This is a genomic window from Pseudomonas sihuiensis, assembly GCF_900106015.1.
Taxonomy (GTDB): Bacteria; Pseudomonadota; Gammaproteobacteria; order Pseudomonadales; family Pseudomonadaceae; genus Aquipseudomonas; species Aquipseudomonas sihuiensis.
This window is the reverse complement of the sequence record NZ_LT629797.1, coordinates 5,026,709-5,052,575: the sequence shown is the minus strand read 5'-3', so window position 1 is coordinate 5,052,575 and position 25,867 is coordinate 5,026,709. Positions and strand designations below refer to the sequence as shown.

The window sequence follows — 25,867 nt, the reverse complement described above, 5'->3', positions numbered from 1 at the left end:
CCCGGCAGCATCACCTACCGGCCCATCTGAAAACCGATAGCCGCTCTCCGCCAGAGCTCGCAGTTATCGGTATAATCCCGCGTTTTACGGGTGCCAAGGCACCCTCAACGACTCCATCCAGGCACATATTCATGACCACCCAGGCCGCCGAAGTCGCCAAGCGCCGTACCTTCGCCATCATTTCCCACCCGGACGCCGGTAAGACCACCATCACCGAAAAGCTGCTACTGATGGGCAAGGCCATCGAGGTCGCCGGCACCGTGAAGTCGCGTAAATCCGACCGTCATGCCACCTCCGACTGGATGGAGATGGAGAAGCAGCGCGGCATCTCCATCACCACCTCGGTGATGCAGTTCCCCTACCGCGAGCACATGATCAACCTGCTCGACACCCCCGGCCACGAAGACTTCTCCGAAGACACCTACCGCACCCTGACGGCGGTGGACAGTGCGCTGATGGTGCTCGACGGCGGTAAGGGCGTCGAGCCACGCACCATCGCCCTGATGGACGTCTGCCGCCTGCGCGACACGCCCATCGTCAGCTTCATCAACAAGCTCGACCGCGACATCCGCGACCCCATCGAGCTGCTCGACGAAATCGAGGCGGTGCTCAACATCAAGGCCGCACCGATCACCTGGCCAATCGGCTGCTACAAGGATTTCAAGGGCGTCTACCACCTGACCGGCGACTACATCATCGTCTACACCCCAGGTCACGGCCACGAGCGCACCGAAGCCAAGATCATCCAGAAGCTGGATTCCGACGAAGCCCGCGACCACCTCGGTGACATGTACGAGCGTTTCGTCGAAGAGCTGGAACTGGTGCAGGGCGCCTGCCACGCCTTCGAACCCGACGCCTTCCTCAAGGGCACGATGACCCCGGTGTTCTTCGGCACCGCACTGGGCAACTTCGGCGTCGACCATGTGCTCGACGCCGTGGTCGACTGGGCACCGCGCCCACTGCCACGCGCAGCCAACGAGCGCACGGTGGAGCCGACCGAGGAGAAGTTCACAGGCTTCGTGTTCAAGATCCAGGCGAACATGGACCCGAAGCATAGGGACAGGATTGCCTTTATGCGCATCTGCTCGGGCAAGTACACCCAGGGCATGAAGATGCGCCACGCGCGCCTGGGCAAGGATGTGCGCGTCGGCGACGCCCTGACCTTCTTCTCCAGCGAGCGTGAGCACCTGGAAGAAGCCTACGCCGGCGACATCATCGGCCTGCACAACCACGGCACCATTCAGATCGGCGACACCTTCACCGAAGGCGAGAACCTGGGCTTCACCGGCATCCCGCACTTCGCCCCGGAGCTGTTCCGCCGCGTGCGCCTGAAGGATCCGCTGAAATCCAAGCAGCTGCGCCAGGGCCTGCAGGAGCTGGCCGAGGAAGGCGCCACCCAGGTGTTCTTCCCCGAGCGCAACAACGACATCGTGCTCGGCGCCGTCGGTGTGCTGCAGTTCGACGTGGTCGCCAGCCGCCTGAAGGAGGAATACAAGGTGGAGTGCGCCTACGAGGCGATCAACGTCTGGTCGGCGCGCTGGATCGAGTGCAGCGACGAGAAGAAGCTCAAGGAATTCAAGGACAAGGCCTATGAGAACCTCGCCGTCGACGGCGGCGGCCACCTCACCTACCTGGCCCCGACCCGCGTCAACCTCAGCCTGATGGAAGAGCGCTGGCCGGAGGTGAAATTCCGCGCAACGCGTGAGCATCACTAAAGGTCTGCACGACTACCCGTTTGTAGGAGCCGGCTTGCCGGCGATGCTTTTTCGTCAGCTATGATCGCCGGCAAGCCGGCTCCTACGAAGAGCGCGGCCTTATCTGCAGGGCATCGTGCTCGCAGGTACAGAGCAGTCGCGTCGCAGTTGGCTCAGCCAACAGCCGCTCGGCAATTGCCGGCTCCAGCTCGATACGGATGCGACGCGCCAGCGCGCGAGCGCCGAAACGCACGTCATGCTCACGACACAGCCAGGCGCGGGCGCTCTGCTCCACCTGTAGCGAACGGCCCTGACGACCCAGGCGCTGGTTGAGCTTGTCCAGTTCGATATTCAGCAAGGCATCCAACCACTGCTCATCGACACGCTTGAACACCAGAATGCGGTCGAGGCGATTGAGCCATTCTGGCTCTAAGCGCTCGTGCAGCACCTGCTCCAGCAATGCACCCTCGCCCTTGGGCGCCAGCCCCAACCAGCGTCGCCAACCGCGGGTGAAACGCTCGCGGTAGCGCTGCGCCTGCTGCGCGCCGACGTTGCTAGTCATGAAGATCAGGCTGTTACGGAAATCCAGGGTGCGACTGCCGGCGGTCAATGTAAGGCGGCCATGTTCGAGAATGCCGAGCAGGCTGCGCAGCACTTCGGGGCTGGCCTTCTCCAGCTCGTCGAACAGCACGATGCCGGGCCTGCCGAAACTGCCGGCGATGGCCTCGGCATCGAACAGCGTGGTGCCTTCCTTGCTACCAACGTAACCAGGCGGCGCACCGGTCAGGGCGGCGGCGTAGTGTTCCTGGGCCAGGGTGTGCATGTCGATGCGGCACAGGGCATCGACACGACCATGGATGGCCTGCGCCAGCAAGCGCACGATCTCGGTCTTGCCGACACCGGTCGGGCCCATGAACAGATTGACCGCCAGTGGCCGCTCGCGCTCGCCGATATCGGCCTTAACCACCTTGAGCATGGCCTCGACCTGCGCCAACACCGCGTCCTGACCGACGATGCGCGAATGCAGCAAGGCCATCACGGTAACGGGCTCGAAGAGGAAGCGTGATTGCAGCCGGGTAACGCCCTGCTGCTCCAAGCGCTCGCGGTTGCTGTCGATCAGGTCGTTGGCGAAGGGCATAGACCGCCTCAGGTGTTGGAAAAGCTCGCGGCTAAAGCCCCTCCTACAACGGCGGTATCCCGTGGGAGGGGCTTTAGCCGCGACAGACGGAGGTTCAGGCCGTGCGTTCCTTGCCCGGATGTGGCAACTCACCCACGGGGCAGTCGGCCACGCCGATGGTCGAGCGGGTGAGTTTCTCCACGTCCTCCTGGGCCTTCTGCGCATCCAGCACCCAGGTGCGGTAGAACTCGAACGGGCAATCAGCCACGCCCTTGTCGCCATCACCGGAGTTATAGACGCCGGTGTAGCCGCGATGCAGCAGCTTGAACAGGTGGTTCTGCGACTGGTCGTTGGCGCGCGCATCGCGGATCTGCGACACCGACAGCTGGGCGTACTGGATGCCCATTTCCTCCTCGCCGCACTCGCCCAGGGTGCGGCCGTCGAAGCCGATCAGCGCGGAGTGGCCAAAGTAGCTGTACACGCCATCGAAGCCGGTAGCGTTGGCCACCGCCACGTAGCAGTTGTTGGCCCAGGCCATGGTCTTGGCCATCAGCACCTGCTGATCCTTGGCCGGGTACATGTAGCCCTGGCAGCGCACGATCAGCTCGGCGCCCTTCATCGCGCAGTCGCGCCAGATTTCCGGGTAGTTGCCGTCGTCGCAGATGATCAGGCTGATCTTCATGCCCTTGGGGCCTTCGGAGACGTAGGTGCGGTCGCCCGGATACCAGCCCTCGATGGGGCACCAGGGAATGCACTTGCGGTAGCGCTGGACGATATCGCCCTGGTCGTTGATCAGGATGAGCGTGTTGTATGGTGCCTTGTGCGGGTGCTCTTCGTGACGCTCGCCGGTGAGCGAGAAGATGCCCCAGGTCCTGGCCTCGCGACATGCGGCGGAGAAGATCGCGGTTTCCTCACCGGGGATGGTCGCTGCGGTGGCCATCATCTCGTCCTTGTCGTACATGATGCCCATGGTGCTGTATTCGGGGAACACCACCAGGTCCATGCCGGGCAGGCCGAGCTTCATGCCCTTGATCATCTCGGCGATCTTGCGCGCGTTGTCGAGCACTTCGGCCTTGGTGTGCAGGCGCGGCATCTTGTAATTGACGACGGCAACGCCGACGGTATCAGGGCTGCTGGAAATATCGCCGTGGCGCATGGCTGTAGATCCTCCGGTTGACTGCTTGTTTGTGGGAGCGGCTTCAGCCGCGAAATGCTCTCTGTTTCGCCTTTTATTGCGGCTGAAGCGCAATGCCACCCAGCCGCTCCGACAGGAACGTTCTGCGAACTGGATTCCCGCATTCGCGGGAATGACGGTGAAAACCCACGTCATCACCGCGCAGGCGGGGACCCAATAAACAGCCTCAGTGACTGATCATCCACGGCCGCGCCGAAGGGCTGGCCTTGAGGCCGTGGGGGTTGGCCTTGGTGCGCTCGACCGGTTTGCTCGGGCCGCAGCAACTGCAGCCGGCCGGGTGCTTGCGGTTGGCCTTGTACTCTTCGAGATTTTGCGGCGCGTGGGCGCTGCGCTCGTTGGTTTCATGGGCGCGGCGCTGGCTGCCGGCCATGCTGGTCAGGCCCGGTGCACTGAGAATTACCCGCTCGCTCGGCGTATCGCAGTACGGGCAGGCGCAGGCGGCGTCACGCTCGGCCATCGGCCGCAGCACGGTGAAATCGCCACAGCTCGGGCAGTCGTATTCGTAGATGGGCATGACTGGTTCCTCGCAAAAGATAGGACGACGGCGCATTGTGGGAGGCGCTTTAGCGGCGATTGTCGCGGCTGAAGCCCCTCCCACAGGCGGGTACGCTCACTTGTCGTAGGCGATGGGCAGGTCGATGCTGCCGTCGAGGAACTTGGTCGGACCGCTGGCGCTGGGGTTGATGTCGAACTCGAAGATATCGGTCGGCAGCCACAGCGTGGCGCAGGCGTTGGGGATGTCGACCACGCCGCTGATGTGTCCCTGCACCGGCGCCGAGCCAAGCAGCGAGTAGCCCTGAGCCGGCGAGTAGCCGAACTTGGTCAGGTAGTTGATGGCGTTGAGGCAGGCCTGCTTGTAGGCCAGGTTGACGTCCAGGTAGTGCTGCTTGCCGTCGTCGTCGACCGAGATGCCTTCGAAGATCAGGTAGTTGTTGTAGGTGGGCACGATCGGGCTGGGCTTGAAGATCGGGTTCTTGATCCCGTACTTGGCCATGCCGCCCTTGATCAGTTCGACCTTCATGTGTACCCAGCCGGCCATCTCGATGGCGCCGCAGAAGGTGATCTCACCGTCGCCCTGGCTGAAGTGCAGGTCGCCCACCGACAGGCCGGCGCCATCGACGTAGACCGGGAAGAAGATCTTCGAGCCACGCGACAGATCCTTGATGTCGCAGTTGCCGCCATGCTCACGCGGCGGCACGGTGCGCGCGCCGGTAGCGGCCGCCAGGTCGCGGGCCTCGCCCCTCATCTTGCCCATGTGCGCGGTGCTGGCGAACGGCGGGTTGGCCAGCGGCGGTACGCGGGTCGGGTTGGTATCGATCAGCGCCTGCTCGCGCTTGTTCCAGTCGGCGAGCATCTTGTGATCCGGCAGGCAGCCGATCAGCCCCGGGTGGATCAGGCCGGCGAAACGCACGCCGGGAATGTGCCGGCTCTTGGTGAACATGCCCTCGAAGTCCCAGATCGACTTCTGCGCCGAGGGGAAATGGTCGGTCAGAAAACCGCCGCCGTTGTTCTTCGAGAAGAAGCCGTTGAAACCCCAGAGCATGTCCTGCTTGGCGCCGATATCGAGCAGTTCGACGATCAGCAGGTCGCCCGGCTGAGCGCCTTTGACGCCTACCGGGCCGGACAGGTAATGCACGGTGGACAGGTCGACGTCGCGCACATCGCTGGCATCGTCGTCGTTCTTGATCGCACCGCCGGTCCAGTCGTAGGTCTCGAGAATGAAGTCATCGCCCGGGTTGACCCAGCAGGCCATGGGAATGTCCGGGTGCCAGCGGTTGTGCACCTGTTCGTTATCGGTAGCAGCCTGGTTGAGGTCGACCTTGATCAGGGTATCGGTCATGACTGAGCTCCATAAGACATGTGAGGAATGCCGGCCTGTGCCGGGGTACGCAGCCAGTCTCGAACGCGCGGTGAAATCGGCAAATACGTTGGATGACGTATGCCCGCATTGCAGGATTCATGAGGCCTGCAGGCATTTTTAGCAGGCACGAAAAAGCGGCCGCTGCATGGAGAACACAGTGGCCGTAAAGCGGGAATTTGTACCTGTAGGAGCCGGCTTGCCGGCGATTGATTGCAAACGACAGCATCGCCCGCAAGCGGGCTCCTACAGATTGCGTCACACCGACAGATAGCGACTGATGCTCGCCTCGTCGACCTTGTCGCGGGTTTCCTCGACCACGAACTTGCCCTTCTCGATGACCAGGAAGCGGTCGGCGATTTCCATGGTGAACGACAGCACCTGCTCGGACACCACGATGGTCAGGTCACGCATGTTGCGGATCTCCTTCAGGCTGCGGGCGATGTCCTTGATGATCGACGGCTGGATACCCTCGGTGGGTTCGTCGAGCAGCAGCACCTTGGGGTTGGTGGCCAGCGCGCGGGCGATGGCCAGCTGTTGCTGCTGGCCACCGGAGAGGTTGCCGCCCTTGCGGTGGCGCATCTCGAGCAGCACCGGGAACAATGCATAGAGATCGTCCGGCACCTTGCCGCCGGCGGAGGCCGGCAGGCCGGTCTGAATGTTTTCCAGCACGGTCATGCTGGGAAAGATCATCCGCCCCTGCGGCACGTAGGCGATGCCGCTTTCCACGCGCTGATGGGTCTCCAGTTTCGACACGTCCTTGCCGTCCACGCGAATCTGCCCGCCCCACTGCGGCAGGATGCCCATCAGGCTCTTGAACAGGGTGGTCTTGCCCATGCCGTTGCGGCCCATCACCGCGACGATTTCCTTCTTCGCCACGTCGAGGTTGAGCTCGTGGAGGATCTGGCTCTGGCCGTACCCGGAAGCGAGGTTGCTGATCTGGAACATAGATAACTCCTTGCTAAACACGTCCCGGATTTCATCCGGGCTACGCGGCTCGGTCGCATGGTGCGCACAGCGCACCCTACGGTCGGTGACGGGCACCTCTAAAAACGTAGGCGAGGCAGTCAGCACAAGGCAAAAACAAGCGAAAAAGCGGAGTTTACGAGCTGTAAATGAGCATTTTGAGCTTGTTTTTAACGCAGTGATGACAACGCAGGTAGTTTTTAGAAGTGTCCTGAAAGGGGATCAATGCCCCAGGTACACCTCGATGACCTTGGGATTGCTCTGCACCGCGTCCATGCTGCCTTCGGCCAGCACCTTGCCCTGGTGCAGCACGGTGACGCGGTGGGCAATGCTCTTGACGAATTCCATGTCGTGCTCGATGACCAGCACCGAGCGGCCCTGACTGATGCGCTTGAGCAGCTCGGCCGTGGCCACCCGCTCGCTGACGCTCATGCCGGCCACCGGCTCGTCGAGCATCAGCAACTGCGGGTCCTGCATCAGCAGCATGCCGATCTCCAGCCACTGCTTCTGCCCGTGCGAAAGCAGGTCGGCCTGCCGGTGCAGGTGATCACCGAGCATGATTTCCTGTGCCACCTGTTCGACCCGCTCGATCACCTCTTGCGTGCGCTTGAAGAACAGCGCGCCGAACACCTTGCGCCCGGCCGGGTAGGACATTTCCAGGTTCTCGAACACTGTCAGGTTTTCGTAGATCGACGGGTTCTGGAACTTGCGCCCGACGCCAGCACGGACGATGTCGAACTCGCGCATCTTGGTCAGCTCACGGCCGTCGAAATCGATGCTGCCGGCGGTGGCGCGGGTCTTGCCGCAGATCAGGTCGAGCACCGTGGTCTTGCCGGCGCCGTTGGGGCCGATCACCACATGCACCTCGTTGCGGTCGACATAGAGGTTGAGGTCGTTGACCGCCTTGAAGCCGTCGAAGGACACGGTCAGTCCCTCGATGGCCAGTACCGGCTTGGCGGCCTGAAAGCCTGCAGGGCTGCTCATGGCGTGGTCTCCAGTTCAGGGGTTGGGCGCTTGCTGGTGGCAACGGCAACGGGCTTTGGCGCAGCGGCCACCTGCGGTTTGCGCCGCAGCCTTGCCAGCCAGCGCTTGCCGTGGCTGTCCCAGAGGCCGGCCAGGCCATTGGGGAAGTACATGACCACGACGATGAACAGGCCGCCCATCAGGTACAGCCACAGCTCGGGGAAACTCTCGGAGAAGTAGGTCTTGCCGAAGTTGACCAGCAATGCGCCATACACCGCACCGAGCAGCGACAGACGCCCGCCGACCGCGGCGAAGATGACCATCTCGATCGACGGCACGATGCCGACGAAGCTCGGCGACATGAAACCCACCTGCAGGGTGAACATCGCCCCGCCGATACCGGCGAAGGCCGCGCCGACGCAGAACACGAAGATCTTGAAGCTGGCCACGTCGTAGCCGGAGAAACGCACCCGTTCTTCCTTGTCGCGCATGGCCAGGAGCAGGCGACCGAGCTTGGAAGCGATGATGAAACGGGCGATGAGAATGCAGCCGATGAGCAGCACCGCACTGATGAAGTAGAGGATCAGCTTGGCCTCGTCGCTGCGGATGTCCCAGCCCTTGAGCGTGCGCAGGTCGGTGATGCCGTTGACGCCACCGGTCAGCCCCTGCTGGCCGATGATCAGCACGGTGAGAATCAGCGCGATGGCCTGGGTGACGATGGAAAAGTACACGTCACCGACGCGGCGCTTGAACATCGCAATACCGATCACCAAGGCTAACAACACCGGCACCACCACCACCGCGATCAGGGTGAAGCTCAGGCTGTGGAAGGGTTCCCAGAACAGTGGCAGTTCGGTGATCTGGTTCCAGTCCATGAAGTCCGGAATACCCGGCGTGGACTGGATCTTGGTGCTCTCCGGGTCGGATGCCTCGAGCTTGAGGAACATCGCCATGCAGTAACCGCCCAGGCCGAAGAAGATGCCCTGGCCCAGACTGAGGATGCCTCCATAACCCCAGCACAGCACCAGGCCAACGGCGACGAAGGCGTAGGTCAGGTATTTGCCCACCATGTTCAGGCGGAAGGCATCGAGCGCCAGCGGGAACACCACCAGTATCAGCGCGGCGAGCAGCGCCAGAGCGATGGCGCCCTGCTTGCCGCCGAGCAGTTTGTCGAGTGTCGGATTCATGCCCATGCCCTCAATTCAACAGTCCCGTAGGAGCCCGCTTGCGGGCGATGAACAGGTTTGCAATCGCCCGCAAGCGGGCTCCTACTTTTCATTTGCGCACCTTGGCCGAGAACAAACCCTGTGGACGAAGCATGAGGATCAGCACCACGGCGGACAGGGTCAGTACCTTGGCCATCGAACCACTGGTGAAGAACTCCAGCAGCGATTGCGCCTGGGCGATGCTGAACGCCGAGGCGATGGTGCCGAGCAGGCTGGAGGCGCCGCCGAACACCACCACCAGGAAGGTGTCGACGATGTACAGCGAACCTGCGGTCGGCCCGGTCGAACCGATGGTGGTGAAGGCCGCGCCAGCAACGCCGGCGACGCCGCAGCCGAGGGCGAAGGTCATGCGGTCGACGCGCTTGGTATTGATGCCCACAGAGCGCGCCATCACCCGATTCTGCATGGTGGCGCGTACCTGTAGGCCCCAGCGCGAGCGGTAGATCATCAGAAACAGCAGCGCAGTGAGCAGCAGGGTCAGGCCCATGACGAACAGGCCGTTACGCGGAATGTCGATGGCCTCGGTCGGGTTCCACGACCCCATCAGCCAGTCCGGCAACGTGGCACTGACTTCACGCGCGCCGAAGATCGAGCGAAAGCCCTGCTGCATCACCAGGGACAGGCCCCAGGTAGCCAGCAGGGTATCCAGCGGACGCTGGTAGAGCTTGCTGATCATCGCCCACTCCACCAGCCAGCCGATGGCGCCGGCGATGAAGAACGAGAGAATGATCGCGAGGAAGAAATAGTAAGGCCCGAAGGCCGGTGCGTAGCTGGACGTCAGCGAGGACACCACGAAGGTGGTGTAGGCGCCGATGGTGAGAAACTCGCCATGGGCCATGTTGATCACGCCCATCTGGCCGAAGATGATCGCCAGCCCCAGAGCCATCAGCAGCAGCACGCAGAACACGGACAAACCGTTGAACCCCTGCATGGCTGCGATGGCGCCGAATTCCGATAGCCATTCCATGTCGATGGTCTCCAGAAGAAAACAGAAAAGCCGGTAGGAGCCGGCTTGCCGGCGATCCATTCATCGCCGGCAAGCCGGTTCCCGCGAGAGGGTGTTGCTTACTGGTAGCCTGCCGGGAAGGGGTTCGGCTCGATCAGGTCGGACTCGAACACCACCTTGAACTGACCGTCTTTCTGCACTTCACCGATGCGGGTCTTGCTCCACAGGTGATGGTTGTCATGCACCTTGACGTAGCCTTCCGGCGCGGTGTCCAGCTCGATGCCCGGGGAAGCGGCAACCACCTTGTCGATGTCGAAGCTGCCGGCCTTCTCCACCGCGGCTTTCCACAACCATGGGCCGAGGTAGGCGGCCTGGGTCACATCACCGATCACCGCGTCCTGGCCGTACTTGGCCTTGAAGGCCTCGACGAAGGCGGCGTTGTTCGGGTTGTCCAGACTCTGGAAGTACTTCATCGAGGCGTAGAAGCCGGCCATGTTCTCGCCGCCGATACCCAGCAGCTCATCTTCGGTCACCGACAGGGTCAGCAGGGTCTGCTTGTCGGCAGTCACGCCGGCGGCCTTCATCTGCTTGTAGAAGGCGACGTTGGAGCCACCGACCACGGCAGCGAACACCACGTCAGGTTTGCGCAGCTTGATCTTGTTGATCAGCGAGCCGAACTGGGTGTTGCCCAGCGGGTAGTACTCTTCGCCGACGACCTTGCCGCCGAGCACGTTCTCGATGTGCTTGCGCGCGATCTTCATCGAGGTGCGCGGCCAGATGTAGTCCGAGCCCAGCAGGTAGAAGGTCTTGGCGCCCTTCTCCTTGGCGACCCAGTCGAGGCCCGCGAGGATCTGCTGGGTCGCTTCCTGGCCGGTGTAGATAACGTTCTTCGACTGCTCCAGGCCTTCGTAGAAGGTCGGGTAGTAGAGCAAGCCGTTTTCCTTCTCGAACACCGGCAGCACCGCCTTGCGCGAGGCCGAGGTCCAGCAGCCAAACACGGTGGCGACCTTGTCGCCGACCAGCAGCTTACGTGCCTTCTCGGCGAAGGTCGGCCAGTCGGAAGCCCCATCTTCCTGAATGACCTTGATCTGCCGGCCGAGCACACCACCACTGGCGTTGATCTGCTCGATGGCCAGGCGCTCGGCCTGGATCGAACCGGTTTCGGAAATGGCCATGGTGCCGGTCGCCGAATGCAGAATGCCGACCGTGACCTCGCTGTCGGTCACCGCCAGGCCGGTGGTATTCACCTCGGCGCTGGCCACATGGCTGAACAGGCTGGCCGCCAGCAGCGAGAGCGCTGCCGCCCCCACCGCCAGCCGGCGAGGAAGAAGTCGAATCGGTTGAGAGTCCATGGTCGTGCTCCTGTGCTGGTTATTCGTGCCGAACCACGCCGGCTTCGCAGCAAGGATGCGTTTGCCCCCGCCGAGCGGGGTATACGCAGCATGACGTAAGGGCATACGTCATCTGACGTACAGCGCCTTGCGCCACGCTGGTGCAAGCTGCGCGCAGAACAACCAGGCAGACAGAAGCTCGCGCGCGCGGCAGAGGCCTCGCCGAGCCGGGGCATGGAAGTTGCAATTTCAACGCACCGCAGGAGCCCGCTTGCGGGCGATGCGCCCTTCCTGGGTCACGCAGATCGCCGGCAAGCCGGCTCCTACAGAGACGCGCGACAGGGACGGTCTTACCCGATAACGCCAGCAGGAACCGCCCGTGCAACCAACCGGCACCCAGCGCATCATCAAGATTCGCCGCGACTACAACGCCTGGGTCGCCGACGAGACCATGGAGGATTACGCCCTGCGCTTCACGCCCAGGTCGTTCCGCAAATGGTCGGAACTGCGCATCGCCAACACCGCGCTCGGCGCCGTGTCGTTCCTCGCCCTGGAAGCCATCGGCGGCGCCTTGGCGCTGTCCTACGGCTTCACCAATACCCTGTGGGCGATCCTCGCGGTCAGCCTGGTGATCTTCCTCACCGGCCTGCCGATCAGCTACTACGCCGCCCGCTCCGGCCTGGACATGGACCTGCTGACCCGTGGCGCCGGCTTCGGCTACATCGGCTCGACCATCACCTCGCTGATCTACGCCAGCTTCACCTTCCTGTTCTTCGCCCTCGAGGCGGCGATCATGGCGCTGGCGCTGGAGCTGTACTTCAACATCCCGCTGGCCCTGGCCTACGTGATCTGCTCGATCATCATCATTCCGCTGGTGGCCTACGGCATCACCCTGATCAACCGTCTACAGATGTGGACGCAGCCCGTGTGGCTGTTTCTGCTGGTGCTGCCCTATGTGTTCGTCATCGCCAAGAACCCCGAGGCACTGTCGGACTGGACCAGCTTCGCCGGCCGTGAGGGCGAACCCGGCAGCTTCAACCTGCTGCATTTCGGCGCCGCCTGCACCGTCGCCCTGGCCCTGATCACGCAGATCGGCGAGCAGGTCGACTACCTGCGCTTCCTGCCGGAAAAAACCCGTGCCAACCGCGTGCGCTGGTGGACGGCGCTGCTGCTGGCCGGCCCCGGTTGGATCATCCCCGGCGCGCTGAAGATGCTCGCCGGCGCCTTCCTCGCCTTTCTCGCCCTGCAGCATGAAATCCCCATGGAACGCGCCGCCGAGCCGACGCAGATGTACCTGGTGGCCTTCAACTACGTGTTCGCCTCGCCACAATGGGCACTGGCGGCCATGGTGCTGTTCGTCATCGTCAGCCAGGTGAAGATCAACGTCACCAACGCCTACGCCGGCTCGCTGGCCTGGTCGAACTTCTTCGCCCGCATCACCCACAGCCACCCCGGTCGCGTGGTGTGGCTGGTGTTCAACGTGGCCATCGCCCTGATGCTGATGGAGCTGGGCGTGTTCGAAGCGATCGAGGAGGTACTCGGTCTCTACGCCAATATCGCCATTGCCTGGATCGGCGCGCTGGTGGCCGACCTGGTGATCAACAAGCCGCTGGGCCTGTCGCCGAAATACATCGAGTTCAAGCGCGCACACCTCTACGACATCAACCCGGTGGGCGTCGGTGCCATGCTGATCGCCTCCCTGCTCTCGGTGCTCGCCCACGGCGGCCTGTTCGGCGCCCTGGCACAAGCGGCTTCGCCAGCCGTGGCACTGGGTTCGGCATTCCTGCTGGCGCCGCTGTTGGCCTGGCTCACTGGCGGGCGCTACTACATCGCCCGCGAGCGCCAGCCGCACCTGCTCTATCCCCATACCGAAGCCGGCCAGGTGCAGTGCGGTCTGTGCAACAACCGTTTCGAAGAACCGGACACCGCATACTGCCCCGCCTACGGCGCGCCCATCTGCTCGCTGTGCTGCTCGCTCGACGCACGCTGCGAGGATCGCTGCAAACCCAGAGCCCGCCTGAGCGATCAGCTCGACGACTTCATCGGCTGGCTCTTCCCGCGCGTTTCCATCCCACGTCTGCACAGCCGTCTGGCGCAGTACCTGGGCCTGCTGAGCCTGCTGGTGCTGATGCTGTTCGGCGCGCTCGCGCTGATCTACAGCCAGGTATCGCTGAGCCTGCTGACGCAGGAACCGGAAGTCCGCCAGACCCTGTTCCAGGCTTTCCTCAAGGCCTTTCTGACCCTCTCGTTGTTCGCTGCCATGCTCGCCTGGTGGCTGGTATTGACCCGCGAAAGCCGCCGCGTGGCGCAGGAGGAGTCGGATCGACAGACCCTGCTGCTGATGCAGGAGATCGAAGCCCACCGCAAGACCGACGAAGCCCTGCAACAGGCCAAGGAAGCGGCGGAATCCGCCAACGCAGCGAAGAGCCGCTACGTCACCGGGCTATCGCACGAATTGCGCACGCCGCTCAACAGCATCCTGGGCTACACCCAGATCCTGCAGCGCGACGCGGCCATGCCGAGCCAGCACCAGGACGCCCTGGCGACCATCCTGCGTAGCGGTTCGCACCTGCTGTCGCTGATCGACGGCCTGCTCGACGTGGCCAAGATCGAAGCCGGCAAACTGCACCTGGAACTGGCGGAAATTCCCTTCCCGGAATTCATCGACCAGATCGAACGCATGTTCACCCCGCAGGCGGCCGAGAAAGGCCTGCGCTTTCGCCTCGAATGCATCGGCCGCATGCCGGCAGTAGTGCGCGGTGACGAGAAGCGCGTGCGGCAGATCCTGATCAACCTGCTGGGCAACGCCGTGCGCTTTACCGAGCGCGGCGAGGTGCGTCTGCGCGTGGGCTACATGCGCGAGACCGCCACTTTCGAGATCATCGACACCGGCATTGGCATCGCCCCGGAACAGATCGAACGGATCTTCCAGCCGTTCGAACGCGGCGACCTGATGCGCCAGGACAACGGTGTCGGCCTAGGCCTGACCATCACCCGCATGCTCACCTCATTGATGGGCGGCGAGCTCTCGGTGCACAGCGAACCTGACCAAGGCACGCGCTTCCAGGTCCGCCTGTTCCTCTCCGAAGTACGTGTGCCGCAAGCGGTGGTACACGTCGAGCACGACATCACCGGCTACCAGGGTGAACGCCGTCTGCTTCTGGTAGTGGACGATCACCTCGAACATCGCCGCGTGCTCGCCGGCATGCTCGAGCCGCTGGGCTTCGAGGTGATCCAGGCCGCCAGCGGCCAGGAGGCGATTCGCCAGGTAGCGCTGCACAACCCGGCGTTGATCCTGATGGACCTGTCCATGCCGCAAATGGACGGCTGGGAAACCAGTCGCCTGATTCGCCGCAACACACGCTGCCAGGCGCCGATCATCGTGATCTCCGCCAATGCGTTCACCGACGACCGCGAACGCAGCATCGCCGCCGACTGCGACGACTACCTGGCCAAACCGGTGTACACCCCGCAGTTGCTCGAGCGCATCCAGCAGCAGCTCGGCCTGACCTGGCTGCGCCGCACCCAGGAGCCAGCGGCGCCCGCCATGTGCATGACGTTGCCGGGCAGCGATGACCTGCAGGCACTACGCGAACTGGGCGCTCTGGGTTACGTGCGCGGCATCCAGCAACGCCTGGACGATATCGACCAGCGCGACCCGGCCTGCGCGGGCTTCACCGCCGCCTTGCGCCTACTGGTGAAGAACTTCCAGCTCGATGAATTCAACCGCCAACTGAAGGAGGCCGAACATGAATGCGCCACTCCACCAGCCTGAGTCGTGCTCGCCCGCCAGCCTGTCGGCCGAGCGCGGCATCATCCTCATCGTCGACGACACACCGGACAACCTCGCGCTGCTCTCCGACGCTCTCGACGACGCCGGCTACATGGTGCTGGTCGCGCTGGACGGTGTAAGCGCTTTAGGCCGGATCCAGCGGCGTAGGCCCGACCTGATCCTGCTCGACGCGATGATGCCGGGGCTGGATGGTTTCGAGACCTGCCGACGTATCAAGGCCGAGCCGAGCAGCGCCGATATTCCGGTGCTGTTCATGACCGCCCTGACCGATAGCGAACATGTGGTGCAAGGCTTCGAGGCGGGCGGCATCGACTACGTGACCAAGCCGATCAACCCCGAGGAGGTACTCGCCCGTGTCGCCTCGCATCTGCGCACGGCACGCATACTCCAGGCCGCGCGTGCTGCATCGAAGCCGGTCAGCCTCAGCCTCGACGATGCCCCGGCGTATGCCAAGCTATCGGCGCGCTTCCAGCTCACCGAGCGCGAGGTGCAGGTGCTGCGCTGGGTCGCCTGCGGCAAGACCAACCGCGATATCGGCGACATTCTCGGCCTCAGCCCACGCACGGTGAACAAGCACCTCGAGCACGTCTACGTGAAACTCGGCGTGGAAACCCGCACCGCCGCCGCCTCGGTGGCGCTGGCGGCAATGAGCGAGTGGGGATGACCCAAGACCCCACGTATGTCGTCTTGCTCCAAGGCCAGCAACCAAGTAGCCCGGATGCAATCCGGGAGCGATGTGCTGGTGCTTCCCGGATTTCATCCGGGCTACCATTCTGACCAACATGTAGGGTGTGCGGAATTGGCTTAGAGTTGCAGCAATGCACCTGTCTTCGGAGCCGCCATGCCCCATCCCAATATTGTCATTCTCACCGGCGCCGGTATCTCCGCCGAGAGCGGCATTCGCACCTTCCGCGCCGCTGACGGCCTCTGGGAAGACCACCGCATCGAAGAGGTGGCGACACCCGAAGGCTTTGCCCGCGATCCGGCACTGGTGCAGCGCTTCTACGACATGCGCCGCGCCCAGCTGCGCGATCCGGCCATCGCACCGAATGCCGGGCATCTGGCCCTGGCCGAGCTGGAGGCCGGCTGGCAGGGAGAATTCCTGCTGGTCACGCAGAACGTCGACAACCTGCACGAGCGCGCCGGCTCCAGGAACCTGCTGCACATGCACGGCGAGTTGCAGTCGATGCTGTGCAGCAACAGCCAGCAGCGCTTCCCACTACTGGAGGACATGCCGGTCGGCCAGGCATGCACCTGCTGCGGCCTGGTCGGCACCTTGCGTCCGGATATCGTCTGGTTCGGCGAGATGCCCTATCACATGGAGCGCATCTACGACGCGCTGGAGCAGTGCGAGCTGTTCGTCAGCATCGGCACCTCCGGGCACGTCTACCCGGCAGCGGGTTTCGTCGAACAGGCGCGCCGGGCCGGCGCGCATACGCTGGAGATCAACTTAGAGCCAAGCCAGGGCCATTCGCTGTTCGCCGAGAAACGCTATGGCCCGGCTACCGAACAGCTGCCGCGCTGGGTGGCGGAGCTATTGGCCGGCTGAGAGAGAACGGGTGGGCGAAACCCGCCAATACACAAATGGCTGGCCGACTGAGCATTCCAACCCGTAGGAGCGGCTTTAGCCGCGAACAGCTTTCGCGGCTGAAGCCGCTCCTACAAAGAGCCCGACGCCAGGCAGTACCCCCTAGCTGGCGGAATCCTGCACCGGCGCCGCCGCTTCGGCCGGTGCCTCTGGCGCCGGGCTGAACGCGCCGTTGCTCCAGGCGTAGTAGCCCAGCCCCAGCGCCAGCAGCAGGGCGATAATCCAGGGCCACAGCACCGGCTTGTTGGCATAGGGGTCGCGCAGCGCACGGTCGCTACCCTTGGGCAGTTCCGCCATCTGCGTCAGCGCAGTGCCGAAGGGAATGCTGATGCGCGCCTGGGCATTCACCGCCCAGCCGTTGCCGTCGAGGATCGGCCCCAGACTGCGCCGGCGCAGCTTGAACCAGGCCAGCAGCATGGCCGGGCCGGAGATGGCCAGCAGCACGCAGAGAAACAGTAGCGGGATCTGCCACCAGACCAGCGATAGAATCCCGGTGACCACCGCAGCCAGCGCCGTGCCCAGGGCACCGACGGCGAGGCCGATGGCGGCGAAGATACCGGCGAACTTGGCGATGTCGAACGCAGGTGCCGGCGTCGCTGCCGGCGCGGCGCCAGTTTCGCCGACCTTGGCCACAGTCTTGTTGACCATGTCGGCGTCGCGACTGGCCGCCAGCTTCTGCACCTGATCGGACACCAACGTGGAAACGCGCCGATACGGCGACCAGAACGCCTCGCGAATGCTGATCGCATGCTGTACCACCTTGACCACAGTGGCATCCCAGTCGTTACCGTCGCGGTCGTAGAACAGACCATGGCGACCGGCCTGCAGGTCGCCCTCGCTACCGGCGGTCACCGCCACCACGATGTTCAGCGCCTCCTTGCCCCGCACCGGCTCGCCGCGACGGGTGCAGGCGCAGTAGAGCAGGAAGCAGTCGCTGGCCGCCGCCACCTTGGCATGGGCCTCGACATCACCGACCTCAACCACCAGCTCGCAACTCTTGCCGTCGATATAGAGGACGCCAGCCTGGAACACGGCCTTTTCCTGCCGCGAATAAAAGGCCTGGAAAGACACGAAGTTGCGCAGCAGTCGGACCAGGCCATGACGCAGGCGAATCAGCTTGTCCAGCTCGACCAGCCCGTCCGCCGCTTCGGCCACGGTCTTGTCCTCTTCCACCAGCGCCAGCAGGCGCGCTTCGGCCCCCTGCTCCACCAGTTCGAGAATACGTCCGCGCTCGAGCACCTCGGCAATCGCCACTTTCGGCGTCTCGGCGCGCCAGGCCAGGTAGTTGCCGCACAGCGCGACCAGATGCTGCCACTGCTCGCGCGACAGGCTGTCCTGCTCGCCATACACCGGCACCACCACACGCTGGCGGAATTCATCGACGGCGTGCTGCCAGGCCGGGTTGAGGCCCTTGCTCAGCGGCAATTCGTCGCCATGCTGCACCACCGCCAGGGGCAGACCGGCCACTTCGCCAGCATCGGCCAATGACAGCGATGCCAGACGCACCAGCTCCTCTTCCCTGGCGTTCATCAGGGCGGCTGCACGCGGGTCGAACTCGGCCATGGCCACGCGGGTGAAGTAATCGTCGATCTTGGCACGCACGGCACTCAGCGCCTCGACCGCCGCCACCGTGCCTTCACCGAAAGCATCCAGTCCCTGCTCGGCGGCACGCGCATGCCAGGCATGCAGCTGACGCGCCTGATCGAAGAAAGCGGTGATCTGCTCGGCACCGATGGCGGGCTCGCCACTGCGGTCGGTCTGTGCACCCAGGCAGGCGATGATGTCGGCGATGGCGGCCTTGAGCTCGGCATCATCGGTCATGCTGGCTGGCACCAGGCCATCGCCATTGGATTCGTGAGGCGGGAACAGCAATGCCAGATCAGCGGTATCGGCCGGTGTCAGGCTCTCGGCGTCGGGACGCCCGAGTACGCCCAACAGACGCTGCGCAGCCAGACGCAGGCGGGCGCCTTCGGCATCGTCGGTGAGCGACGCGAGCAGCAACGGGCCGTCTTGAAACAGCACGGCCGGATCACGCAGGCGCGCCAGGGTCCAATCCACCACATCGAGAATTTCCGGAGCACGGATACGACCGTCCTGGTTCAGATCGATGTATTGCAGCATGCGCCGATCCAGCTCCAGGTTGTTCACCGGGCAGGCCAGGCTGGCCCAGAGTTTCTGGTCCAGGCCGCGCAGGGCGGCGAGGTCGGCCGGGGTTTCCAGTTGCACCTGATCGAAGCCGCCGGCACGGAAGAAGCGCCAGCGATGCGCGAGAGCTTGAGTCATCTACAGAGGATCCTTTCTTTGTGGGGGCGACTGCGCCACGAAGCCAAAGGGGGCCATCGCAGCGCATCGGCGCACCGCCCCCTTCAACAGACTCCTACTTGTCCGGCGCTGTTCAACTCAGTGTAACCGAGGCAACGGACCCTGCGCTTATTGCGCCCCAACCGCCAGCGGCTGCGCCTCGGACTGCTTGATCAGCGCATAGAGCACGCCAGTGACCAGGCTGCCAGCGACGATGGCGAGCAGGTAGAGCAACGCGTGATTGATGGCGTTGGGAATCAGCAGCACGAACAGACCGCCGTGCGGCGCCATCAGCTTGCAGCCGAAGTACATCGACAGCGCGCCGGTCAGTGCGCCGCCGGCAATACTGGCCGGGATCACTCGCAGCGGGTCCTTGGCGGCGAACGGAATCGCCCCTTCGGAGATGAAGCACAGCCCCAGCACCCCGGCGGCCTTGCCAGCCTGACGTTCGCTCTGGGCGAACTTGCGCCGTGCCAGCACGGTAGCGATGGCCATGCCGATCGGCGGCACCATGCCGGCCGCCATGGTCGCGGCCATCGGCGCATAACTGCTCGAGGCCAGCAGGCCGACGGAGAAGGCATAGGCCGCCTTGTTGATCGGCCCGCCGAGATCGACGCACATCATGCCGCCGAGCAGCACACCCAGCAGGATCGCATTGGTGCTGCCCATGCCATCGAGAAAGGCAGTAAGCCCTGCGAGCATGCCTGCTACCGGACTGCCAACCAGATAGATCATCACCAGCCCGGTAAACAGGCTGGCCACCAGCGGGATGATCAGAATCGGTTTGAGCGCCTCGACGCTGGCCGGCAGGCGCACCCAATGGGCGATGGCCTTGGCCGAATAGCCGGCAAGGAAACCGGCGATGATGCCGCCGATGAAGCCGGCCCCCAGCGAACTGGCCAACAACCCGCCGATCATCCCCGGTGCCAGGCCCGGGCGGTCGGCAATGGAATAGGCGATATAGCCGGCCAGCACCGGCACCATCAGCTTGAATGCGGCGTCGCCACCGATCTGCATCAGCGCAGCGGCCAAGGTGCCCTCCTCCTTGAACGCCTCGATACCGAAGACGAACGAGAGGGCGATCAACAGACCGCCGGCCACCACCATCGGCAGCATGTAGGAAACACCGGTGAGCAGGTGCTTGTAGGGGCCGGTTTTCTCGCCACTACTGGCGACGGCCTTCCCCTCGGCTGGCGCGGCTTCGCTCAGCGGTCGCGCCTCGCTGAGCGCCCGTTCGAGCGTCTTTTGCGGCTGTTTCAGTGCCACGCCGGTGCCACAGCGGTAGACCTTCTTGCCGGCGAAACGGCTGGTGTCCACCTCGATATCGGTGGCCAGCAGCACGGCATCGGCAGCTGCGATGGCGGCATCGTCGAGCAGGTTGCGCGCGCCGACCGAACCGCGGGTTTCCACCTGCAACTCGATGCCCATGCGCAGCGCCGCCTGCTGCAGCGCTTCGGCGGCCATGAAGGTGTGCGCTACGCCGGTCGGGCAGGCAGTGACAGCGACCAGCCGACGACGCCCGCTCGGGACGGGTTCTCTGTTTTCACCATAGGGCTGAGCACGCTCGGCGGCCTCACGCAGAAAACGCTGCGGGTCGGCCAGTGCCTCGGCCGGCGTGGCCTGAAACAGGCGCTTGCCGGCAAAGCGGCTCAGCGGCAGCTCACCGGTCTTGACCACCAGCACCCAGTCGGCCGCGGCGATCTGCGCCTCGCTCAATGGCGAACCAATCGCGCGCGCGTCGTGCACCTCGACACGGGTTTGCCAGCCCAGGCGCTCGGCTGCAGCCTGCAACAGGCGCGAACACAGCACGCTGGTGACCTGGCCATTGGGGCAGGCGGTGACGATCAGCAGATTCATGGTGGGTGCCTCTTATTCTTCTATGGAGTGCAAGTGCACGGCCGCTTCAAGACGGGCCAGCTGCTCGCGATCATGGATGCCGAAGCCGATCTGGGTGACCGCCTGCGCCGCCACCGCCGTGGCCAGACGCAAGGTGCGTTCGGCTGGCCAGCCTTCGAGCAGGCCGTGCAGGCTGGCCGCCAGCAGCGAATCACCGGCGCCGACCGTACTGGCGACCTCGACACGCGGCGGTATGGCGCGCAGGGCGATGTCCGGGCCGTGCCAGTCGACGCCAGCAGCGCCGCGCGACAGCAGCACGTGCTCGATACCCTGCGCACGCAGCGTCTGCACGGCGGCAGGCAGATCGCTGCCGCATACCTCGGCCAGCTCTTCTTCGTTGGGTTTGATCAGCCACGGGGCGACGCCCAGCGCCGCCTGCAGGGCAGCACCACTGCTATCGACCGCCAGCGGCACGCCGCTGGCCTTGATCCGCCGCAGCAAGCCGGCGAACCATTGCGCGCTGACGCCACGCGGCAGGCTGCCGGCCACTACCACGGCGTCATGCCCGGCGAGCAGCGGCTCCAGCTCAGCCTCCAGGCGCTCCAGGTGCTCAGCCTCGACCTGCGGGCCGGGGCCGTTGAGGTCGGTGATGCAGCCGTCGGCTTCGGCCAGTTTGATATTGCTGCGCGTCTCCCCCGGCACACGGACGAACAGATCGTGAAAACCGCGCTTGTGCATCAGGCTCTCGAACGGCGCCGCGTTGGCGCGCCCGAGAAAGCCAGCAACGCTCAGGCTGTGGCCAAGGTCGGCCAGCACCTGGGCGACGTTCAGGCCCTTGCCGGCGGCGTGACTGCGCAGCTCATGGCAGCGGTTGATCGCGCCGGGCTGCAGACGGTCAAGACGCAGAGTCAGGTCCAGCGCCGGGTTCAGGGTCAGGGTCAGAATTCGGGCCATCAGTGCATCTCCGCCACCAGCGCACGCACGGCGCTGGCACTGTCCAGGGTCAGGGCACGGTCAGCCAGGGTTCGCGCCTGGCGGCTGTCCAGCTCGCGCACACGGGCCTTGACCAGGGCAATCGAGCGTGGCGTCACGCTCAGTTCGTCCACGCCAAGCCCCACCAGCAGCGGCACGGCCAGACGGTCACTGGCCAGTTCGCCGCAGATGCCGACCCACTTGCCCTGGGCATGAGCTGCAGTCACGGTCATCTCGATCAGGCGCAGCACGGCGGGATGCAGGCCATCGGCCTGCGCCGACAGCTGCGGATGGCCGCGGTCGATGGCCAGGCAGTACTGGGTCAGGTCATTGGTGCCGATGCTGAAGAAGTCCACCTCGCGCGCCAGCACCGGCGCCAACAACGCTGCCGAGGGCACTTCGATCATGATGCCGACCTGCAGGTCGCTTACTTCGATCTCTTCGCGCAGCCGCTGCACCATGTCACGTGCCGCACGCCACTCCTCCACCGAACCGACCATGGGGAACATGATCCGCAGCGGCCGGCCATCGGCCGAGGCGAGCAAGGCGCGCAGCTGGGTTTCGAGAATCTCCGGACGCTGCAGGCTCAGGCGAATGCCACGCACACCGAGGAAGGGGTTTTCCTCGGCCGGCATCGGCCAGTACGGCAGGGGTTTATCGCCGCCGACATCCAGGGTGCGCACCACCAGCGGCCGACCGGCGAGGGCATCGAGTACGCGCCGGTATTCGCGCTCCTGCGCGGCGTGATCCGGCGCCTGGGCATGCTCCATGAACACCAGCTCGGTGCGCAGCAGGCCCACCGCTTCCGCGCCCAGCTCCACGGCGTCGGCGGTTTCACCGCTGGCACCGATATTGGCCGCCACTTCCACACGCACACCGTCACGGGTCTGCGCTTCGCTGAAGCGCTCGGCATGCGCCTGCTCGCGACGCTGCTGCGCCGTCTCACGTTCATGCAGCGCCTGGTCGCGCTCGGCCGCATCCGGGGCGATGCGCAGCAGGCCGCTGTCGCCATCGAGCAGCAGCGGCGTGCCTTGCGCCAGCGCCAGCACGCCATCGCCGGCACCGACCACGGCGGGAATCCCCAGGGCGCGAGCGATGATCGCGCTGTGCGCGGTGGCGCCACCGCGAGCGGTGAGGATGCCGGCCACGCGCTGACGGTCGAGGCTAGCGACGTCCGACGGCACGACTTCAGCCATCACCAGGATGTACGGCTCGTTCGGCTCGCTGAGCAGCTCTACGCCACACAGATGCGCCAGCACACGGTTGCCGATATCACGCAGGTCCGCTGCTCGCTCGGCCAGCAATGGGTCATGCAGCGCCTCCTGACGCTTGGCCGCCGCCTCGACCTCGACCTGCCAGGCCGCCTCGGCGCTCGCGCCCTTGGCCAGGCGGGCGTCGACGTCTTCACGCAGCGCCGGATCGGCGAGCATGGCCAGGTGAGCACTGAAGATTTCCCGGATGCTCGCCACACCGGCGCCATCGACCAGACGCTGGATCTGCGCGGCGACAGCGGCCAGAGCTGAATCCAGTCGCCCGCGTTCCTGCTCGACACCCTGGCCTTGCTCGGCGAAATCAAAGGTCGGCGGCGTACGCACCAGCGCCGGGCCGATGGCGATACCGGGCGAGGCACCGACCGCCTGCAGACGGCTACCGGCAACAGGGGCGACCGCTTCGACCGGCTCAAGCTGCGCAGCCACCTCGGGCAACGCTTCGCTCAGCGGCTCGACGGCTTCGCCCAGGCCACTTTCCAGAGCGGCACGAATGGCCGGCAAGGCGCTGTCGGCAATCGCCGGTTCGGCGCTGAATTCAAGCATCTGCCCGCGTCGCGCCCCCAAGGCCAACAAGCGGCTGAGGCTCTTGGCCGATACGCCGGCGCCGCTGTCGCCGAGCAGACGCACGCGGATCTCACCGGCGAAACCCTGCGCCAGTTCGCTCAGCGCCTTGGCCGGGCGCGCGTGCAGACCATGGGCATTGAGCAGTGGCACGCTGAGGCTGGGCCAGTCCGGCGGCACCTCACCGCCCAACGCCTCGATCACCTGGCGGCTGTCGCTGGCTTCGCTGAACGCCGCTGCACGACCGCCGATCAGCACATCGCACAACCGCTCCAGCGCCTGACGATGCGCCTCGCCCTGGCTGGCCAGACAGAACAGGCCGCGCAGTGCCTCACCGCGAAAGCTCAGCGGCTGCGCCGGTGTGACGAACGCCAGACCAGGGCGCTCGACGCTGGCCTCGCTGTGCAGCCACCACAGACCATCGCCCAGCGGCAACGGCTCGCCCCGCGCCAGCCCGAGGGCGAAGCCGCTGCGCGCACAACCGGCCTGGCGCAACAGGCGCGCGCCCTGCCAGAGCAATTCGTCGAAGTCATCGGCGGGCTGCGCCAGCGCCACCAGTTGACCGTCCAGTGCCAGTGCCTGCGGTGCGCCCTGCAGCAGTTCGAGTATCTGCGCCGGCTCGCGGGCTTCACGCAGCGCCTGGCTCAAATCGCCCTCGCCGAGGGCGCGGGTCAGCAGTTGCAGCAGGTGCAGGTGTTCGTCGGATTGCGCGGCAATGGCGATGGCCAGGTACACCTGCTGGCCGTTGCCCCAGTCCACGCCCGCGGGGAACTGGATCAGGCTGACGCCGGTGCGCAGCACCTGATCGCGAGTCTGCGGTGTGCCATGGGGGATGGCGATGCCCTGGCCGAGAAAGGTCGACCCCTGGGCTTCGCGCGCCTGCAGGCCTTCGAGGTAAGCCGCAGTGGCCAGGCCGGCACTGGCCAGCGCATCGCCGAGCATGGCCAGGGCTTCGCCCTTGTTCGCCGCCGCCCGGCCCATCTGGATTTGGCTGGCATCGAGTTCGAGCATGGGTGCCTCCGGCTTGGATTCTTGTTCTGATTGAGAAGGGTGTTCACGGGCTCGGCGCTCACTTACGACACCCAAACACCCTCAAGACTAGCTGATGAATCACATTGCTGAAACGATTCATCAAACGCTGGCACCTTATCCGATAATGGGTAATCCTTGAAGCCCAGTCGTCGTCGAGTCGGTGTAGACTCGCCGCGCTCGCACGCTCGAAATCCTTTCCCTGCATGGTGCTGCGCCCGTGAAACTCAGCGACATCGCCCGCCTGGCACAGGTCTCGGTGACCACCGCCAGCTACGTGATCAACGGCCAGGCCGAACGTCGGCGCATCAGCCCTGCGACCGTGGCCAGGGTCTTGGCCGTGGTCGAGGCGCATGGCTATCGTCCGGATCAGCAGGCCGCCAGCCTGCGCCGCGGGCAGAGCCGCTGCCTGGGTTTCATCCTGCCGGACCTGGAAAACCCCAGTTATGCGCGCCTGGCCAAGCTGCTCGAACAGAAGGCGCGCGCCGCCGGCTATCAGTTGCTGATCGCCAGCTCCGACGATGACCCGAGCAGCGAGCGGCAGTTGCTCGAGCTGTTCCGCTCACGCCGCTGCGAGGCGCTGATCGTCGCCAGCTGCCTGCCTGCGGACGATCCGCTGTATCCGGCCATCGTCGCCGCCGGCCTGCCGGTCGTAGCCGTGGACCGCGCGCTGTCGCCCACTCACATCCGCTCGGTGGTCAGCGATGACGAACAAGCCGGGCGCACCCTGACCGAAAGCCTGCTGACGCCCAAACCCCGGCATATCGCCCTGCTCGGCGCCCGTGCGGAACTGGTCATCAGCCAGGCGCGCGAACGCGGCTTCCGTTCGGCACTGAAGGGTTTCGACGGGCACATCAGCGTCTACCACGGCGAGCTGTTCAGCCGTGCCTGCGGCTACCGGCAAATGAAGACTCTGATGGATGAAGTTGGCCCGCCGGATGCCTTGCTGACCACCGCCTACGTGCTGCTCGAAGGGGTGTTCGATGCGCTACGCGAACAGGGCAGCGAACAATGGCCTTCAGTGCGCCTAGCCACCTTCGGCGATACCCAGTTGCTGGATTTTCTGCCGCTGCGGGTCAATGCCATGAGCCAACAACACGAACGCATCGCCGAGCGCGTGCTGGCCTGGACACTGCGGGCGGTGGAGCACAACAACTATCAGCCCGGCATCGAGGCCATCGGCCGCAGCTTCAAGGCCCGAGCCTGAATATTGGCCCTCG

At 64.8% G+C, this 25,867-nt stretch carries 18 protein-coding genes; 5 read left to right on the top strand and 13 right to left on the bottom strand.

From position 1 onward, the window contains the following. The first annotated feature begins 131 nt into the window (after positions 1-131). On the top strand, positions 132-1,715 hold the full coding sequence (locus tag BLT86_RS23590) for a peptide chain release factor 3 (RefSeq protein ID WP_092379981.1): 1,584 nt from the start codon (positions 132-134) through the stop codon (positions 1,713-1,715). 82 nt (positions 1,716-1,797) lie between these two features. Here BLT86_RS23590 and BLT86_RS23585 read toward each other — a convergent pair whose 3' ends face one another. The 9 genes from BLT86_RS23585 to urtA all read right to left on the bottom strand — a co-directional run bounded on the left by BLT86_RS23585 (position 1,798) and on the right by urtA (position 11,317). Then, positions 1,798-2,832: an AAA family ATPase gene (locus BLT86_RS23585; RefSeq protein WP_092379979.1), complete on the bottom strand. Its 1,035-nt coding sequence runs from the start codon at positions 2,830-2,832 to the stop codon at positions 1,798-1,800. 94 nt (positions 2,833-2,926) lie between these two features. Further along, positions 2,927-3,967 (bottom strand): aliphatic amidase, encoded by a 1,041-nt coding sequence (locus tag BLT86_RS23580; protein WP_092379976.1) that lies wholly within the window; start codon positions 3,965-3,967, stop codon positions 2,927-2,929. A 205-nt stretch (positions 3,968-4,172) separates the two neighbouring features. Further along, positions 4,173-4,520, bottom strand: a complete 348-nt coding sequence (locus tag BLT86_RS23575; RefSeq protein WP_092379974.1) for an FmdB family zinc ribbon protein — start codon at positions 4,518-4,520, stop codon at positions 4,173-4,175. 96 nt (positions 4,521-4,616) lie between these two features. Then, positions 4,617-5,846, bottom strand: coding sequence for a formamidase (gene fmdA / locus BLT86_RS23570; protein WP_092379972.1), 1,230 nt, complete (start codon positions 5,844-5,846; stop codon positions 4,617-4,619). Positions 5,847-6,122: 276 nt separating this feature from the next. Continuing rightward, positions 6,123-6,812 (bottom strand): urea ABC transporter ATP-binding subunit UrtE, encoded by a 690-nt coding sequence (gene urtE / locus BLT86_RS23565; protein WP_017678854.1) that lies wholly within the window; start codon positions 6,810-6,812, stop codon positions 6,123-6,125. Positions 6,813-7,052: 240 nt separating this feature from the next. Next, a complete protein-coding gene (urtD, locus tag BLT86_RS23560) occupies positions 7,053-7,814 on the bottom strand; it encodes an urea ABC transporter ATP-binding protein UrtD (protein WP_092379970.1) in 762 nt (253 codons plus the stop codon). Further along, positions 7,811-8,980, bottom strand: a complete 1,170-nt coding sequence (gene urtC / locus BLT86_RS23555; RefSeq protein WP_092379968.1) for an urea ABC transporter permease subunit UrtC — start codon at positions 8,978-8,980, stop codon at positions 7,811-7,813. Before urtC ends, urtD begins: the two co-directional genes overlap by 4 nt. Before the next feature lie 88 nt (positions 8,981-9,068). Next, positions 9,069-9,986, bottom strand: a complete 918-nt coding sequence (gene urtB / locus BLT86_RS23550) for an urea ABC transporter permease subunit UrtB (RefSeq protein ID WP_017678851.1) — start codon at positions 9,984-9,986, stop codon at positions 9,069-9,071. 98 nt (positions 9,987-10,084) lie between these two features. After that, entirely contained in the window at positions 10,085-11,317 is a 1,233-nt protein-coding gene (gene urtA, locus BLT86_RS23545) for an urea ABC transporter substrate-binding protein (RefSeq protein WP_092379966.1), read from the bottom strand. 358 nt (positions 11,318-11,675) lie between these two features. On the opposite strand from urtA, the gene BLT86_RS23540 reads away from it, so the two are divergent. The 3 genes from BLT86_RS23540 to cobB all read left to right on the top strand — a co-directional run bounded on the left by BLT86_RS23540 (position 11,676) and on the right by cobB (position 16,638). Beyond that, positions 11,676-15,071, top strand: coding sequence for an ATP-binding protein (locus BLT86_RS23540; RefSeq protein WP_092379964.1), 3,396 nt, complete (start codon positions 11,676-11,678; stop codon positions 15,069-15,071). Next, positions 15,046-15,753, top strand: coding sequence for a response regulator (locus BLT86_RS23535; protein ID WP_092379962.1), 708 nt, complete (start codon positions 15,046-15,048; stop codon positions 15,751-15,753). Before BLT86_RS23540 ends, BLT86_RS23535 begins: the two co-directional genes overlap by 26 nt. Positions 15,754-15,930: 177 nt before the next feature. Continuing rightward, a complete protein-coding gene (cobB, locus tag BLT86_RS23530) occupies positions 15,931-16,638 on the top strand; it encodes a Sir2 family NAD+-dependent deacetylase (protein ID WP_092379960.1) in 708 nt (235 codons plus the stop codon). A 141-nt stretch (positions 16,639-16,779) separates the two neighbouring features. Here the strand turns inward: cobB and BLT86_RS23525 are convergent, their stop codons facing one another. From BLT86_RS23525 to ptsP, 4 genes are all read right to left on the bottom strand, one after another. Further along, positions 16,780-18,960 (bottom strand): hypothetical protein, encoded by a 2,181-nt coding sequence (locus tag BLT86_RS23525; RefSeq protein WP_092379958.1) that lies wholly within the window; start codon positions 18,958-18,960, stop codon positions 16,780-16,782. A gap of 147 nt (positions 18,961-19,107) precedes the next feature. Continuing rightward, positions 19,108-20,835, bottom strand: coding sequence for a fructose-specific PTS transporter subunit EIIC (locus tag BLT86_RS23520; RefSeq protein WP_092379956.1), 1,728 nt, complete (start codon positions 20,833-20,835; stop codon positions 19,108-19,110). Between the two features lie 12 nt (positions 20,836-20,847). Then, the gene (pfkB, locus tag BLT86_RS23515; protein ID WP_092379954.1) at positions 20,848-21,768 is read right to left on the bottom strand and encodes a 1-phosphofructokinase; all 921 of its coding nucleotides are present in this window, start codon (positions 21,766-21,768) and stop codon (positions 20,848-20,850) included. Beyond that, positions 21,768-24,629, bottom strand: a complete 2,862-nt coding sequence (ptsP, locus tag BLT86_RS23510; RefSeq protein WP_092379952.1) for a phosphoenolpyruvate--protein phosphotransferase — start codon at positions 24,627-24,629, stop codon at positions 21,768-21,770. The genes pfkB and ptsP overlap by 1 nt, the downstream gene beginning before the upstream one ends. 238 nt (positions 24,630-24,867) lie before the next feature. On the opposite strand from ptsP, the gene cra reads away from it, so the two are divergent. Beyond that, a complete protein-coding gene (cra, locus tag BLT86_RS23505) occupies positions 24,868-25,854 on the top strand; it encodes a catabolite repressor/activator (protein WP_092379950.1) in 987 nt (328 codons plus the stop codon). Positions 25,855-25,867: the final 13 nt, after the last annotated feature.

Coding starts and splice junctions, on each gene's coding strand:
- BLT86_RS23590 (WP_092379981.1), top strand. CDS start 132: ATGACCACCCAGGCCGCCGAAGTCGCCAAGCGCCGTACCTTCGCCATC.
- BLT86_RS23585 (WP_092379979.1), bottom strand. CDS start 2,832: ATGCCCTTCGCCAACGACCTGATCGACAGCAACCGCGAGCGCTTGGAG.
- BLT86_RS23580 (WP_092379976.1), bottom strand. CDS start 3,967: ATGCGCCACGGCGATATTTCCAGCAGCCCTGATACCGTCGGCGTTGCC.
- BLT86_RS23575 (WP_092379974.1), bottom strand. CDS start 4,520: ATGCCCATCTACGAATACGACTGCCCGAGCTGTGGCGATTTCACCGTG.
- fmdA (WP_092379972.1), bottom strand. CDS start 5,846: ATGACCGATACCCTGATCAAGGTCGACCTCAACCAGGCTGCTACCGAT.
- urtE (WP_017678854.1), bottom strand. CDS start 6,812: ATGTTCCAGATCAGCAACCTCGCTTCCGGGTACGGCCAGAGCCAGATC.
- urtD (WP_092379970.1), bottom strand. CDS start 7,814: ATGAGCAGCCCTGCAGGCTTTCAGGCCGCCAAGCCGGTACTGGCCATC.
- urtC (WP_092379968.1), bottom strand. CDS start 8,980: ATGAATCCGACACTCGACAAACTGCTCGGCGGCAAGCAGGGCGCCATC.
- urtB (WP_017678851.1), bottom strand. CDS start 9,986: ATGGAATGGCTATCGGAATTCGGCGCCATCGCAGCCATGCAGGGGTTC.
- urtA (WP_092379966.1), bottom strand. CDS start 11,317: ATGGACTCTCAACCGATTCGACTTCTTCCTCGCCGGCTGGCGGTGGGG.
- BLT86_RS23535 (WP_092379962.1), top strand. CDS start 15,046: ATGAATGCGCCACTCCACCAGCCTGAGTCGTGCTCGCCCGCCAGCCTG.
- cobB (WP_092379960.1), top strand. CDS start 15,931: ATGCCCCATCCCAATATTGTCATTCTCACCGGCGCCGGTATCTCCGCC.
- BLT86_RS23525 (WP_092379958.1), bottom strand. CDS start 18,960: ATGACTCAAGCTCTCGCGCATCGCTGGCGCTTCTTCCGTGCCGGCGGC.
- BLT86_RS23520 (WP_092379956.1), bottom strand. CDS start 20,835: ATGAATCTGCTGATCGTCACCGCCTGCCCCAATGGCCAGGTCACCAGC.
- pfkB (WP_092379954.1), bottom strand. CDS start 21,768: ATGGCCCGAATTCTGACCCTGACCCTGAACCCGGCGCTGGACCTGACT.
- ptsP (WP_092379952.1), bottom strand. CDS start 24,629: ATGCTCGAACTCGATGCCAGCCAAATCCAGATGGGCCGGGCGGCGGCG.